The sequence below is a fragment of the Rice orange leaf phytoplasma genome, from assembly GCF_001866375.1.
In the GTDB taxonomy this organism is placed as follows: Bacteria; Bacillota_I; Bacilli_A; order Acholeplasmatales; family Acholeplasmataceae; genus Phytoplasma; species Phytoplasma asteris.
This window is the reverse complement of record NZ_MIEP01000001.1, coordinates 34,685-49,950: the sequence shown is the minus strand read 5'-3', so window position 1 is coordinate 49,950 and position 15,266 is coordinate 34,685. Positions and strand designations below refer to the sequence as shown.

Annotated in this window: 13 protein-coding genes and 2 pseudogenes; 6 read left to right on the top strand and 9 right to left on the bottom strand. The window is 24.9% G+C overall.

Annotated elements, in window-relative coordinates:
* Positions 1–283: 283 nt before the first annotated feature.
* The 3 genes from pgsA to BHE82_RS00240 form a co-directional block, all read right to left on the bottom strand.
* On the bottom strand, positions 284–943 hold the full coding sequence (gene pgsA / locus BHE82_RS00250; protein ID WP_011161060.1) for a CDP-diacylglycerol--glycerol-3-phosphate 3-phosphatidyltransferase: 660 nt from the start codon (positions 941–943) through the stop codon (positions 284–286).
* 617 nt (positions 944–1,560) lie between these two features.
* Entirely contained in the window at positions 1,561–3,096 is a 1,536-nt protein-coding gene (locus tag BHE82_RS00245; protein ID WP_180365471.1) for a 2-hydroxycarboxylate transporter family protein, read from the bottom strand.
* Positions 3,093–4,265 carry an NAD(P)-dependent malic enzyme gene (locus tag BHE82_RS00240; protein WP_071345321.1) on the bottom strand — a complete coding sequence of 391 codons (1,173 nt, stop codon included), beginning with the start codon at positions 4,263–4,265 and terminating at the stop codon, positions 3,093–3,095. Before BHE82_RS00240 ends, BHE82_RS00245 begins: the two co-directional genes overlap by 4 nt.
* Positions 4,266–4,815: 550 nt before the next feature.
* Here BHE82_RS00240 and BHE82_RS03020 point away from each other — a divergent pair.
* Together BHE82_RS03020 and BHE82_RS03340 are read left to right on the top strand one after the other, a co-directional pair.
* Complete coding sequence (locus BHE82_RS03020) at positions 4,816–4,986, top strand: hypothetical protein (protein ID WP_240682820.1); 171 nt, start codon at positions 4,816–4,818, stop codon at positions 4,984–4,986.
* On the top strand, positions 4,931–5,146 hold the full coding sequence (locus BHE82_RS03340; protein WP_257608372.1) for a hypothetical protein: 216 nt from the start codon (positions 4,931–4,933) through the stop codon (positions 5,144–5,146). Before BHE82_RS03020 ends, BHE82_RS03340 begins: the two co-directional genes overlap by 56 nt.
* Positions 5,147–5,209: 63 nt before the next feature.
* Here the strand turns inward: BHE82_RS03340 and gtfA are convergent.
* Positions 5,210–6,180: pseudogene (gene gtfA, locus BHE82_RS03490) on the bottom strand (sucrose phosphorylase); the annotation flags it as partial.
* Positions 6,181–6,303: 123 nt separating this feature from the next.
* On the opposite strand from gtfA, the pseudogene BHE82_RS00220 reads away from it, so the two are divergent.
* The 3 genes and pseudogenes from BHE82_RS00220 (at position 6,304) to BHE82_RS00210 (ending at position 7,551) form a co-directional block, all read left to right on the top strand.
* Positions 6,304–6,932, top strand: a pseudogene (locus BHE82_RS00220) (sigma-70 family RNA polymerase sigma factor).
* Between the two features lie 5 nt (positions 6,933–6,937).
* Positions 6,938–7,126, top strand: a complete 189-nt coding sequence (locus tag BHE82_RS00215) for a DUF2963 domain-containing protein (RefSeq protein WP_071345317.1) — start codon at positions 6,938–6,940, stop codon at positions 7,124–7,126.
* Positions 7,127–7,236: 110 nt separating this feature from the next.
* Positions 7,237–7,551, top strand: coding sequence for a DnaB-like helicase N-terminal domain-containing protein (locus BHE82_RS00210; protein ID WP_071345316.1), 315 nt, complete (start codon positions 7,237–7,239; stop codon positions 7,549–7,551).
* Between the two features lie 456 nt (positions 7,552–8,007).
* Here BHE82_RS00210 and BHE82_RS00205 read toward each other — a convergent pair whose 3' ends face one another.
* From BHE82_RS00205 to BHE82_RS00185, 4 genes are all read right to left on the bottom strand, one after another.
* Positions 8,008–9,801, bottom strand: coding sequence for an ABC transporter ATP-binding protein (locus BHE82_RS00205; RefSeq protein WP_071345315.1), 1,794 nt, complete (start codon positions 9,799–9,801; stop codon positions 8,008–8,010).
* On the bottom strand, positions 9,798–11,522 hold the full coding sequence (locus tag BHE82_RS00200) for an ABC transporter ATP-binding protein (protein ID WP_071345314.1): 1,725 nt from the start codon (positions 11,520–11,522) through the stop codon (positions 9,798–9,800). Before BHE82_RS00200 ends, BHE82_RS00205 begins: the two co-directional genes overlap by 4 nt.
* A gap of 212 nt (positions 11,523–11,734) precedes the next feature.
* Entirely contained in the window at positions 11,735–12,172 is a 438-nt protein-coding gene (mscL, locus tag BHE82_RS00195) for a large conductance mechanosensitive channel protein MscL (protein ID WP_071345313.1), read from the bottom strand.
* Positions 12,173–13,678: 1,506 nt separating this feature from the next.
* A complete protein-coding gene (locus BHE82_RS00185; RefSeq protein ID WP_071345311.1) occupies positions 13,679–13,996 on the bottom strand; it encodes a hypothetical protein in 318 nt (105 codons plus the stop codon).
* Positions 13,997–14,284: 288 nt separating this feature from the next.
* Here BHE82_RS00185 and BHE82_RS03330 point away from each other — a divergent pair, with 288 nt between their 5' ends.
* The gene (locus BHE82_RS03330; protein ID WP_257608359.1) at positions 14,285–14,416 is read left to right on the top strand and encodes a hypothetical protein; all 132 of its coding nucleotides are present in this window, start codon (positions 14,285–14,287) and stop codon (positions 14,414–14,416) included.
* 397 nt (positions 14,417–14,813) lie between these two features.
* Here the strand turns inward: BHE82_RS03330 and BHE82_RS00180 are convergent, their stop codons facing one another.
* The gene (locus tag BHE82_RS00180) at positions 14,814–15,008 is read right to left on the bottom strand and encodes a hypothetical protein (RefSeq protein ID WP_143549413.1); all 195 of its coding nucleotides are present in this window, start codon (positions 15,006–15,008) and stop codon (positions 14,814–14,816) included.
* Between the last annotated feature and the right edge of the window lie 258 nt (positions 15,009–15,266).

Sequence of the window (15,266 nt, the reverse complement as noted above, 5' to 3'; positions counted from 1 at the left end):
TCGTTTTTGTTTTGTGTATTTTGCATAAATAATTTTCCTTTGGTTTTTTATTTTAGTTTTGATGAAATATAATTTTTAAATATTGTAAGTAAAATAATAAAGATAAAAGAGTAAGATGAAAATAATTATTAAAGATAAATGTAAAAATTTAGAAACATATATAAAAGACAGATTTTAAAATATAATAAAAACAGCAGTAACAAAATAAAGATCTCACTGAACCCCAAAAACTAGACAATAAATATTTTAAAAAAATAGGGTACAGTGAGGATCAAAAAATGAATTACTCAGGAGCAAAATTTTTACGAATAATTTTATAATTTTTAAAAAAATAATCAAAACCAGAAACAATAGTTAAAACAACTGAAACAAGCAGGCAAATATCACCTATATTACTTAGATATCCAAACCATTTTTTTAAATTTGCATCACAAGCAAAAGTAGAAGAAGTATACAACCCAAAAAAAAGGCAAATGATGGCAACGAATGTAAAAACGGTTTTGGCTTTACCCCAAAAAGATGCACTAATAACAACTCCTTCTTTATTAGAAGCTACCAATCTTATTCCTGTTACTAAAAATTCTCTAATCACTATAATCATAATAACAGCAGTAAAAAATTTTTTAGGCATTTGAGTATCTGCAAATAAAAAAGTTCCTTGCGTAGCAGACAAACGACATTGACAAATATAAAAAAGTGTGATAATAACTAATAATTTATCGGCAATAGGATCAAAAAACTTACCAAAAACAGTTTGTTGTTGATATTTTTTAGCTATATAACCATCCAAATAATCAGTAATAGCAGCCACTATAAAGATAATTTGAAAAGTCAAAACATTAGCAAATTCAGGCTCACTTTCACTTACACACATCAAAGGCAAAAGCACAAACACTAAAACAATCCTAAAAACAGTAATTAAATTAGCCAACAAGGGAAACATACATTACTCCTGTAGTAATTTTGTAAAAAAACTCATATTTTTGTTTAATTAAATATGGTTTAAAAAGACAAATCATTTCTTTGAATATCAAAAAATAAAAATAGTAAATGTTTAAGGAAAAAAATAAGATTTTCAAAAACTCTTATATACCATTATTATAACATTATTGATAAATGTTTTTAGTAAGTGTTTTTATATACATAACATAATTGTTATTATTTTGAGTAATTATTACAATTAAAAGATACATTACAAAAACTCTACATTTATCTACATTTAAAAAGTAAATTAAATTTGTTCTACATTTATAAATAAATTTTGTATAAAGAAAACATATTTAACTTAATTTTTAAATGTTTATAATATAAATAAATTAGCAAAATGTTTTATATAGTTTTTTGTGTTTAAAAATCTCACGGCACCCAACTATTAGCATAAACAAATCGAAGGGCACCACAATAGTTAAAAATGTTTTATAATTTTGATATAAATATGTTAGCTATTTTGCATTGCAATAATTTCAATCAAATCAACTAATAATAAAATACTAAAATAATATTAAATAATCATAAATACTTATGATAAATATTTTTCATATTTATATATATAAAATATAATTAATATAACAAAGGATAAGCAATACTAGCTACTACTACTACTAAAGCTCCACCAATACGAGTAGCTATTTGAGCAAAAGGCATTAATCCCATCAAATCAGAAGCTGATAAAATAGCAACATTACCAGCACCTCCAATACTATTGGTACAAAGCCCTGCAGTAATTGATGATTCTACTGGATAATAACCTAACTTTTTGCCTAAATACCCTGCTACTAAAGCAACTGATAATACACACATTATACATGTAAAGACAAATTTAACATTTAATTGTTTTAACATAACTTCCATTGGAATACTAGAACCTAAAATTACTAAAAAAGCAGATGTAAAATTAGTAGTAACAAATTTAGAAGCTTGATTAATACAACTATTATAATAATCAGATACTACATTAAATAATTTCATCAAAACAACTACAAACACTAAAAAAACAATATATTCTGGTAGGTATTTTTTAATATTTGGTAATAATAAAATTAAGGATTCCCTTATTAAAACACTCAATAAATATAAAGTAAAAATAGCAATTAAACCTGTAGTTATTTGAGGATAACTTAATTTTTCAGGAACTGATTTAGAAATATTTTTATCTGGATTTTTTGGAGTTTCTTTAACTTCCAATTTACCATAACCACTATATTTAGTAGTTTTCAAAAATTTCTTAATAAGCCCAGAAGCAAAAATACTAAAGATTCCTCCTACTAATAAAGCAGGAGTCATATGAGACATAAAAGGTTCTTGCCAATCTAGATTCTGCCGAGCATAAGCATTTTTTAAAGGAGTAACTCCAGATGACATACCACCACTTGCTAAAGGAGCAAAAATATAAAAGACAGCATCTAAAAAGCCCCCTTTAGAAGTTTGAGAGGCATTTTCTAAACCTCCAATAGGATTTAATAAAGCCCCCAAAGTTCCTACAACTAAAGCACCAGTAAGCAAAGATACTAATATTAAAGGAATAAATTTTTTAAAAGAACTTTTTAATAACTTTTTATCCATACTTAAAAAACTACCAATAATTAAAGCAGAAACGAAAAAATTAGCAAAACCAATAGCTTTATAAGTATATTGAGTTTCTTTTATTATTATAGACTCAGCATTTAAATGTTTCATAATACTTTGCATAAACTTTTGCATTTGCAAAAAGATAGAATCATCTTTAAAAAAAGGATAAGTAAACAAAATAGAAGGTACTAAAATACATAAAATAGAACCACCTCCAATATCTTTTAAGAGGGGAGTTTTAGCACCTATTTTTTGTAAAACAGCAGCTAAAAGCATAGCTATTAATAAAGGGGTAATTAATGGATGAAATGCAGGATTAAATTTCTTAGTAGTTTGAAAACTTACAAATCCCAAAACAAAAACTTGCACAAAAACTACTAAACTCATCAAACAAAAAAGAGGTACACTAAACCCTAAAATAGTTTTTTGAGGAACAAAAATACTATTAACTTTTTTAGAGTCTTTATTATCTTTATTATTATTGTTTTCTTTATTATCTGGGGAACTTTGTTCCTGTTCTATACTCATTTTCTTACTACTCCAGTTTCTTTAGCTACTTTACAAACTGCCAAAGCAATTTGTTTAACTACTTCTTTATTAAAGGAAGTTGGTAAAATATTATTTTCATTTAAATCTTGTTCTTTAATGATGTTTTTTAGAGCATAAATAGCAGCTTTTTTCATCTCTTCGGTAATTTTAGTTGCTTTAGCATCTAATGCCCCACGGAAAACACCTGGAAAAGCAAGACAATTATTTACTTGATTAGGAAAATCAGATCTCCCAGTAGCAACAATTCTAGCCCCACCTTTTTTAGCTTCATCTGGCATAATTTCTGGTACTGGATTAGCTAGAGCAAAAACAATTGCATCTTTTGCCATAGTAGATACCATTTCAGCTGTAACAATACCAGGAGCAGATACACCAACAAAAATATCTTTTCCTTTAAGTACTTCTTTCAAAGTTCCTTTTTCTTGATATTTATTAGTTACTTCAACTAATTTTTTTTGCGGCTCATTAAGATTGGCTACTCCTTTATATAAAGCTCCTATTTTATCAACTAAAACAATATTGTTAACTTTTAATAACAACAACATTTTAGCAATTGCCATCCCTGCAGAACCTGCTCCATTAATAACTACTTGAACATCTTCAATAGATTTTTTAACTACTTTTAAAGCATTTAGAATTCCTGCAGAAACTACAATAGCAGTACCATGTTGATCATCATGAAAAACAGGAATATCAAGTTTAGCTTCAAGAGCATCTTCAACTTCAATACATTGAGGCGACTTAATATCTTCTAAATTAATTGCTCCAAAAACAGTTGAAATTTTAGAAACAATATTTACTATTTCTTGAGAATCAGTAGAATCAATACAAATAGGAAAAGAATCAATCCCTGCTAATTCCTTAAACAAAATAGCTTTTCCTTCCATTACTGGCAAAGAAGCTTTCGGACCAATATTACCCAATCCTAAAACTGCAGTCCCATTTGTAACAACACCTACCATATTACCTTTAATAGTATAACGATAAACATCACTAGGATTTTCCTTAATTTTTAAACAAGGCTCTGCTACTCCTGGAGTATAAGCTAATGCTAAATCATCTAAGTTTTGTACTTTTACTTTACTTACAATACCTACTTTACCTTTATTTTTTTCATGTATTTCTAATGCTTTTTCTTTGATGTTCATTTAACTGAAAATCTCCTTTTATATTTCTTTATGTATTTTATATATATTTGAAGGGTGATTTAATCTTGAAATTATTACCAAAAATAATCATCCGTCTATATTTTATACCTTATTTAATAAAATAATTAATATTTTTTTTACTTTTTTAACATTTATTTAAATTTAATACATTAAAAAAATAACAAAAAAATCAATAATTACATTATTTTTTAACGTTTTTTACTCAAAAAAAAATAGTAAAATAAAGGTAAGGGAGATTTTTTTGTGCCCTATTAAACCCAAAGGATACAAAAATGTATCAAAATAAAAAATAACCTAATTATACTTTATGGACTATTTTATTACTTATTTTTATTTCTACTGGAGTTGTTTGTGTAGTTGTTGCAGTAGCATTTAAAAACACAAAAGAGCCCCAAGAAGAACAAATACAAACCCCAACCTCTTACAAACCTAACTATACCCCCAATAAGGGAACTTAAACAGAAAATAAAGAAGAAGCTGCCAACTCCCCCAATAAAGCACCCATCAATACCAAAAATTCTACAACATCATGCAAGAAGCAGCAGATTTTTATTCTCATCAATTAAAACACAACAAACAAGTCCTCAATTATTTAGAAAAAAGAGGATTTGACAATGACATAATAAAACATTTTAAATTAGGTTATGCTCCCCAAAGCTTCCCATTTATCACGTTATTTAATGGAAGGTACCAAATTTGACCCTGATGACCTCAAAACATTAAGTCTCATCAATCAAGACGACAAAATCGCACTTTTTGTAAAAGATATGAAAGATTTGATCCAATCCACCCTTTCCGACAACAAAGAACTCCTTGCACAAAAAGAACAAGAACTAGCAAACTACTCCAATCAACCTTAAAACAATAAGGACCTCTATAAAATAGAGGTCTTTTCTTATTATATATTAACTTATATATTATAATTAATTACTAAATATTTGTTTATCATTTTCAACAATAACAAATTTTTTATTCATCAAATCAGCATCTAAAACAGCAACATTATTACCTAATTTATCTTTACGCAATATTTTAATTTTAGATGCAGAAGTACTACATTCCATAACACCATCTAGATCAAAGGAATTAGATTTATTTCTCCAAGCCAACAACTTAAATAAATTAGCTACTACAGGACGTTTAACTTCTTCTTTTATTTCTTGTCTAGAATAATAATGACGATTAGTATTTCTTCCTTCTTTATAAGATTCTAATAATTTAATATCATTTTTCCCAGCAAAAAGACAAACATAATAAACTTGATGTATTGAGAAAAGATTTGAAAAGCTCTACTCAATAAATAAGCATCATCATTTCCTAAAGCAGAATAATAAGTAAAATTAATTTGATAAATATCTAAATTATTATAAAGAGATGAAGAATATACTTTTTTAACATTAGCACCTTGTTTATATAATTGTTCAGAAGTATACTTAATTTCTTTATCAGTTAAAATATCATAAACATCAATTACTCCAATACCATCATGAGTATCTAAGGTAGTAAATTATTTCATTGGAGATTTTTTCAACCACTCCACTAAACGTTGAGGATTTTTAGAATAAAGAGTATAAAGAACAACAAGAGGAAGAGCAAAATCATAAATAAAGTATCCATGCTCACTAATCTTATGTGAAATACTATGATTTTCATGAATTTCTGGTAATAATTCTACATCCAAAGGCTTTAATACATCTCTTACTTCATCAAGTAATTGCCATATATCAGGTTCTACAAAAAAACAACTAGTATCAGCTTTTTTACAAGCATAAGCAAAAGCATCAAGACGAATAATACTTGCACCTTGTTTTATCATATTAGTTAAAGTAGTTTTAATAAATTATTTAAAAATAGGCTCTTTAACATTAAGATCAATTTGAGGTGTTCCAAAACTTTGGACAACTTTTTACTTTCTAAAAATTCTTTAAGACTAATTATTTAAGTTATTCTTTTTTTCTTTTCAAGACTAAAAAAATAATTTCTATCTTTTCTAAAAATATTTTTAGGAAGGAATAAAATGTTAAGACAAAAATTATTTAAAGATTTTTTAAAAAATAAAAAGAATTTAGCAATTCGCGATCAATTAATCGAAATGCATTTACCATTAGTAAAAAAATAGTTAAACAATTTAAATATTTCCCTAAAGTACTTCAAAGAGAAGATTTATACCAAGAAGGAATTTTAGGTCTAATCAAAGCTTTAAATAATTATCCAGATTTAGGATGTGATTTTATTTTCTATGCTACCCAAACAATTAAAGGTGAAATTACAGAATTTATCAGAGGCCTACAAGCTACTTCTACTTCCAGAGAGGTTTTTCAGAAAGAAAAACAAGTAAATAATATTCCTTTTGAAGAAAAACAACACCAATCTATTAATATCAACAATCCAACCCCTCATCAAATTTGGCTAAACCAAGTTAATCACGAATTATTCTTAAAAAAATTTAAAACTATTTTAAATCTCCAGGAATTCGAAATTATTAGATTAAGTTTTGGTATTCCTTTAGGAAATGTTAATGAGGATCCTCAAATTAAATATTCCAACGAAAAAATAGGAAAAATGATAAATTTATATCCAAGGCAAGTAGAAATTATCAAAAACAAAGCAATTAATAAATTAAAAATATATATAAAAAGGAAATAAATAATATGAATTATCAAAAAAATACAACTACTTATTATAATGTTGATGGTAAAACAATTTGCGGTATTCACGAACATGCCCCTGATACATGGAATTTTATTAAAACAACCTGGTTTAATAAAGATGGTAAAACAATTGACTGTATTACTGAATATGATCCCATAACAGAAGAACCAATCAAAGAAACCTATTAAAATCCTGACAGAACAATTAAAGAAGAAAAAACTTTTTAATCAACATAGAAACTAAACCCCTTTTTGAAGGGGTATTTTTTATATCCCAATTTAAAAAAGGAGTTAGAAAGATGATTGAAGCCGAACGTGCTTTGTTGGGGGTTGTACTTTTAAACCCCAAAATAATTTCCTTAGTTTTTAATGAAATTACAGAAACTGACTTTTACAGTCCTCATCATAAATATATATTTAAAGCCATGAAAACCTTACATCAAAATAATAAAGAAATTGATTATGTTTCTATAAGTGCTATTTTAGAAAATGAAAAATTATTAAAACAAATAGGAGGAATTGATTATTTAAATGAATTATCTTATTCGATGCCTTCTCCTCGACACTTAGAAACATACATTGATTTAATTAAAGAAACATCTTTAAAAAGATAAATTGGCGGTATTGTTACTAAATTATCCCAAATTGCAAGAAGCAAAATAACTCCCCAAGAGTTTTTAGAATTAATAGAAACAAATACTGCAAAATAAAGCAAAGTAATTATGGCAATAAAAATAATTATAACAAAAGTATATATAATATATGAAGATTTAATTTGTTTCATTTTTTTACTCCTTTTTAAATTCGGTTATGATCTCAAAATATTCACTCTATAATAATTTATAGTTTTGAAAATAAATCAATCAAATAATTATCCAGTTTACAACACAAATATAATCTCCCATAATTTTTTTATACATTATCGCAATTGATTATTTTTATTATAACATATCACCTAAAACCAACAACACCAATAAACAATCTTTAAATAATAAAATAATAACTTACAAATAAGGAAAAGACCAACTATTTTTATAGTTGGTCTTTATATTTAATATTAATATTATATCTTATTTTTGAAATTGACTTTGATATAGTTTATAATAAAATCCTTTATAATTTAATAATTCTTGATGTGTTCCTTGTTCAATAATAGCCCCTCTATGAAGCACTAATATCTTATCAGCATTAACAATAGTAGACAATCTATGAGCAATAACAAAAGCAGTTTTATTTTGAATTAACTTTTGAATGGCTTGTTGTAACAAAATTTCAATTCTAGTATCTACATTAGAAGTAGCCTCATCCAAAATTAATATTTTAGGATTACTTAAAATAGTCCTTGCAATAGTAATTAATTGTTTTTCTCCTTGTGATAAGTTATCTGCTTCTTCATTAATTTGCATCTGATAACCATTAGGCTTAGTATTAATAAAATAATTAACTTGAGCTTGTTTGGCTGCTTGTATTACTTCTTCATCGGTTGCATCTTGTTTACCATATTTAATATTTTGCCAAATAGTATCTTTAAAAAACCAAGTATCTTGTAATACCATTCCAAAAATAGTTCTTAAATTATCTTTCTTTAACTCACGAATATCAACTCCATCAACTTTAATAGACCCTGCATTAATATCATAAAAACGCATTAAAAGATTAATTAAAGTAGATTTACCTGAACCTGTAGGACCTACAATAGCTATGGTTTGTCCTGGCTTGGCAACAAAATTAATATTCCTTAATAACATATCTCTTTTATTATAACCAAAAGAGACGTTTTCAAAAACAACTTCTCCTTGAGGATTGGCAATAACTTGAGGTTTTAGCACTTCAGGAGCTTCTTCAATTTCATTTAAAAAAGCAAATACTCTTCTAGAAGCAGCATTAGCAGATTGTAATAAAACTGACATATGACCTATTTCAATAATGGGATTTCCTAAACGCCACACAAATTGTAAAAAACATCTAAAAAGTCCTATTCCAATAACTCCTACTCCTAATTTAGTTAAAAAAAGAGGTATATTATGTCCTTCAATCAAAAAAAATCCCATCATACTAACTGCAATTAAAGTAAAATGAGTAAACAAACATACAATTGGCGAAGTTAATCCAGACAAAAAATTAGATTTCGAAACTAACTTTTCTAAATACTTACTTTGATAACTAAACTCTTCAATAACTGTATTTTGTTGATTATATAAAATAATTTCTTTATATCCAGTATATTTTTCTTGTAAAAAACCATGATGATTCCCTGATGCATCAAACCTTTGAATAAAGATTTTCTGTGATTTAGTAAACACTTTATAAATAGCATAAAAGGAAAAAGGAATCATCATAAAGACAATAATACCTAAAAAAAGATGTAAAACAAACATAAAAAAAACAATCATTACAATCATTAAAAAAGAAGCTAACATAATAGAAAAAGATTGTTGCAAGGCATTAGAAATAACTTCAATATCATTTGTCATCCGACTCATAATATTTCCTAAAGTATTAGAATCAAAGTATTTAATAGGTAAAAGATGAATTTTTTTTTGCACATCTTGACGCAAATCTCTCATCCCTTGATGAATAGATGAAATTAACATTTTATTAAAAAAGACACGACACATAACAACAACAAAATATAAAAATAAATTAATACATAAAATAAAGATAATATAAGACATAATATCATTGCCAAAAAAAGGAACAGAAAAGGAATTTTTATCTTTATAATAATTTTGAATTTTATCAGTAATAAATCTACCTTCAAAATAAAATAAAAAAACATTAAAAAGGGAAGCTACAAAAATTAAGAAAAGCCCTAAATTAATTTGTTTTTTAAAAGGTTTTAAATATCTCAAAATTCTTTTCATACAACAACCTCTAAATTTTGGGATTTGGCAATTTCTTGATAAAGAAGACAATTTTTCATTAATTCTTGATGAGTTCCTATAGCTTTCATTTTTCCTTCTTCTAAAACAATAATTTTATCAGCATTAATAACAGAAGTAAGTCTTTGAGCAACAATTAACACTAAGGCTTGATCTTTCATTTCAAAAAAAGCTTTTCTAATTTCATATTCAGTTTTATAATCAAGAGCTGAAAAAGAATCATCAAAAATATAGATATCAGGTTTTTTAAGAAATCCTCTTGCCATAGAAAGCCTTTGTTTTTGACCCCCTGAAAAATTAGTACCCAATTCACTTACTCTTTCATTAAATTTATGATTTTTATTTTGTACAATTTGATAAGCTTGAGCAAGTTGCAATGCTTCTGTCATTTGATTTTCTTGAGGATTTTGTTTGCCAAAAGCTAAATTACTTCTAATAGTTCCTTTAAATAAAACATTTTTTTGAGAAATAAAACTAATTTTATTACGCAAATAATTAAGATCATATTCTTTAATATCAATATCATTAATTTTAATAGCACCTTCGCACACATCATAAAGGCGAGGAATAAGCCCTATTAGGGTTGATTTTCCTGAACCAGTAGCACCTACAAAAGCTACAATTTGTCCTTGTTTCATACTAAAATTAATCTTTTCTAACATGGGTTGTGTAGCATCAGGATAAGTAAAAGTGACATTTTCAAAAGACAAAGTTTGAAAAGGCATTTGCGGTTTTAAAGGTTTACAAACATTTTTAATTTTAGGGGTAATATTTAAAACATTTTCAATTCTTCTAACAGATACCAAAGTTTTAGGAAACATCATAAAGAGTAATAAAAAATCTAAAATAGCAAATAAAACATGAAATTGATAATCAATACATGAAAGAAGTTTTCCCGTAGTAAAATCAGGATGACTTTGAGTTAAATAATATACTCCTACTCCAACATTAATCAAAATAGAACAATTTAAAAACAAATAAAAGATAGGATCAATAGAAACCATAAAATTAAATAATTTAATAGAAAAAAAACTATATTTATGATTTACTTTAGAAAAACGAGAAGTTTCATATTGACTTTGGCGAAAAGCACGAATAGATTTAATCCCAATTAAATTTTCGCGAGTAATAACATTTAATTCATCTAATTTTTTTTGTTGTTGCTGTGATAAAATATAAGATTTTTTAAGAATAATAAATAAGGTTAAAACTAAAAAAGGAGCAACAAAAAGGATTCCTAAAAGCAAAAAAGAAGCTACATAAAAAATAGCAACAACACTAACTACAAGCATAATAGGAGACACAATAGCAGTACGGTAAAAAACAGAAATGAAATTCATTATTTGAAAAACATCCAAAGTAGTATAGTTAAGGATAGAAGAAATCCCTAATTGTTTCATCTCAGTGGGTGAAAAAGTTTGTACTTTTTTAAAAATATCGACGCTTAAATCTTGAAAAAGCAAGGATGATACTTTGGAAGCACAATAATTAAGAATTAGATTTCCTATAAAACCACAACAAGCACATAAAGCTAAAAGCCCTAAAAGTGCGAAAGGATCAATTTGATTTTTATTATAATCAATAATAAATTTACCAATTATAAAAGGAATTCCCAATTCACTACAACAAACAAACAAAACAGCAATTAAATTTAATAACAGCAACATTTTGTATTTGAATAAATATTTCCAAATAATTTTCATTAGTCTAAACTCACAATTCCTTTGTTTATATGGTTAATTTTTTTGTTGCAATTTCTTTCAAGTAATAATGGTCAAAAATAAAGATAAAAAGGGTGAAAATATAAATTAAAATAAAAAAAATAAAACGTAATAAAAAAAGACTATTAAAAATAGTCCCTTATAATTATTTTAATAACAACTAAATAATATTTATTGTTAATACTAACTTGCAATTACTTATTTGATTTCAAAATATCTTTAATTTCTTCTAATAAAGCAATTTCTTTATCAAGACTTTGTTGTAAAAGTAACATATTCTTATCGACTTTATTCTTTTGCAAAGGATTTTTCCATGACATTAAAGTTAAAATAGTATAAATAATAAAAGAAAGCAACAAAAACTCTAAAATAGTTTGCAAAAAATTACCATAACCAAGATAAGTATTAGCTTTAATTTCCAATTTCAAATCTTTTAAAGCCCCAGTATAATTAAACAACAAAGAAAAAAGAGGCATAATAATATCTGCTACCAAAGAACTTACAATTTTGGCAAAAAGTTGTCCTATTACAACTGCAACAGCTAAATTAATGACATTACCACGAGCAATAAAAGCTTTAAAACCTTTAGCAAATTTCAAAGATTTAGAGGTAAAATTATAATTTTCTATCATTTCAAAACTCCTTTTTAATAAAAAATTAAAGATAGGTTTTGTAATTATTTTAGTTATTGTATCAAAATAAAGGCATAACAAAAGTCAAAAAAAGGATTCAAAACTCTTTAAAATTTTAGATTTTAATATTTTTATAAAACAATTTTAATAAATAACAAATATGAAAAAATAATTTGAAAAATCAAAAATGGGATGTTTTTTTAAATGGTTTGAAATTAAATTATTGCAAAACTCAAAAAGAAAAACACAAAACAATACTTTAAAATCAAAAGATCAACCAATAAAAAACCAACTTTTAACACTTTAAATAAAAGGGTTTTTTACATTTGTATTATAACATTTTTTAATTATAAAAATAGCAAAATATCTAAAAAATATTTAATTATAAGTGTTTGGGGTTCAGTGAGGTTTTTTCTTTTGTTCTTTATATTATAAACAAAATTAACTAACATATTAAAAAAATATTAAAAGTTCTATAATCTATTAATAAACTAGATATTAAAAAAGGAAAGAAACACACAATAATATTAAATATTTTATATAATTAATATAATTAACCTAATTCTTTATTTATACCATAATAAAATAAAAAAAGAGCAAACAAATAAGAAATGCTGCCAACTAATCTAGATCATTCAAAAATTTGAATTTCAATTAATCTTTTTCCCTTTTGTTCTTGTTTTTGGGTTTCTTTCAAACATTTCTTTAAACTATTAATTGATTGTAAAACATAAGTTTGTTTTTTAATAATTATTGTAAGATATAAAAAACTCAAACTAAGTAAATAGTTTGAGGTTATAATTATGAATTATGTTTTATTTGTAGTTAATGAATTTATTTTTTACCCTTAAATAAACGAAAAAATAATTATAATAATATTAAATACCTCTTTCCAATTTAATATAAATACTTAAATTTTTATCTTTTATCATTTTTTATATTACCTAAATAAGTAATAACATATATAAAAAGTTCAAATATACTACAAAATACTTACATACTAGAAAGCCATAAAAAATTAACTAAAATCCATTCGCATTCTTTGGCAAGCACTTTATTTTAGCAAAGTTATCTAATTGATGTAAAACATAAACCCATCTTAAAATACCTATGATAAAAGTTATTAAGGATAAAAATATAAGGATAATAAGAAAAAAAGTTAGAAAAATAATTATGATAGCAGTATAAAGAAAAACAAATAATTTCACCAATAAAACTAATAAGAAAAAATATTTTTAAAACTTTAATGAATCCATGATAAACTTTAATTTTATTTATTTTATATAAAACAGTAATAAAAACTAAAATCAAAATAGTAATTAACAAAGATATTAAAGGAATTAAATGTTGAATAAAAGGGGAAAAGTTCAAATATTGTTTCCCATAAAAGCGGTAAAAGCAAAATAAAGCAGCATACAAAAAAACCCACTAATATAACCATCAAATGAAGAGCTATCGGCAAAAAACAATTCCAATAATAAAGACTTAATTTATAAAAACAACATATCAAATAATGATTAATTTAAAGCCAATTAAAAATAAAATCAATTCCTTTATATTTGTTATTTTGGTTTGTAAAAAAGAATATAATGTACTGTGATAGTGGCTTAATAACTGATAAATAATTAATCCTGATAGTAAACAAAATAAATTAAGGATAAAAAAATTTATAAAAACCATCTTATAAGAAACTATTTTATCAGTTTTATTAGAAACATGTTTTTGCATTAATTTATTTATTTTTTGATTTTTATGATTATGAGATTTTTTTAACAATTTATTAAAATACTCAGGATTATCAAAAATGAAATCTAAGAACTTCATATTTATCAATCCTCCTTATAATTTTAGTTTGTTCTTTTACCACAATAAAGATTTAAATATTGAGGACCGAACCTGTGTTTAGGTTTTAAAATATTAATTAAAACATGCGAAGAATTAGAAATTTCACTTTTTTGGACTAACCTATAAGATCTTTTGTTATTATCTAAAAATAATTCATAAACTTCTATAACATCTTCAGAAGGAAAATGAACTGAAAATCGAATTGTTTTTTATAATAATTATTTGTTATATCAAAAAATAATTTTTTTATTTATATACGCATAAGATTTGTATTTTCTTTCTGCTGCCTCAGCTGCTTCAAAAACCTCAGGAAAAAATACTTTGCCCCAAAAACTACCTACTGCTTTTTTAGTACTTTTTTTCAAAGTTGTTTTAGCAATAGCATGTCCTACTTTTTGATTAATCTTTTTCTTAATATATTCTTTAATTCTTTTTTTAACTATTTCTGTTTTTATAGAATGTGGTAATGTTTTAACAATATCTTTGCCAAATTTCTCAATTTGTTGAGGGGTTACTTCGAAATTGTTATCTATTATTCCTTCAAAAAAATCTTTAGCTATTTTTAAAAGGGTAGAATCTGTAGGACAATCACAAAAAGTAAGTTCTACTTGTTTAATTTCGTCTAATTGAGAAAGATCAAAAAAGAAAAAACCTTGTTCTACATTTTAATTCAAATGATAATCTAGCACATCGTTAAACATAGCAATTTTAGAACTTGGCAAAAATTCATCTTTAGCATCAAACCCAAAGCTAACTACTTTTTTAAAACTAGGAATTGGGACAAAATTACTTGCTATTAAAGCAGTATTTTTATTAAATGATTTGCATTTACAAATTCTTTATATGAATGAAAAGGAATGGGTTTGATTCCTGAAAGACCATAAAAAACTCTAGCATTATCTGAAAAAGTATGCCCATCGGAATGACGCCAATCAAGTACATTATGTTTTTGAGAATAATCTGGTTCATAATCATCAGTATTAAAAGCCATAACTTTAGAACTTGTAAATGAATAAAATAATATTAAAAATAAAAAACTAAATAATTGTAATTTCTTAAAATAAAGTTTTTTTAATAAAAACAATATAACCTCTTTTTAAATTTTATTTTATTATGTATTTTATATTTAGCATAATTAAAATATTAATTAAAAAAAATTGATTACTTTCATATAAACCACCACCATTTTATTGAATTTATAAAAATATATAAATCAATCAAATAATTATCTAGTTCACAACACATAATA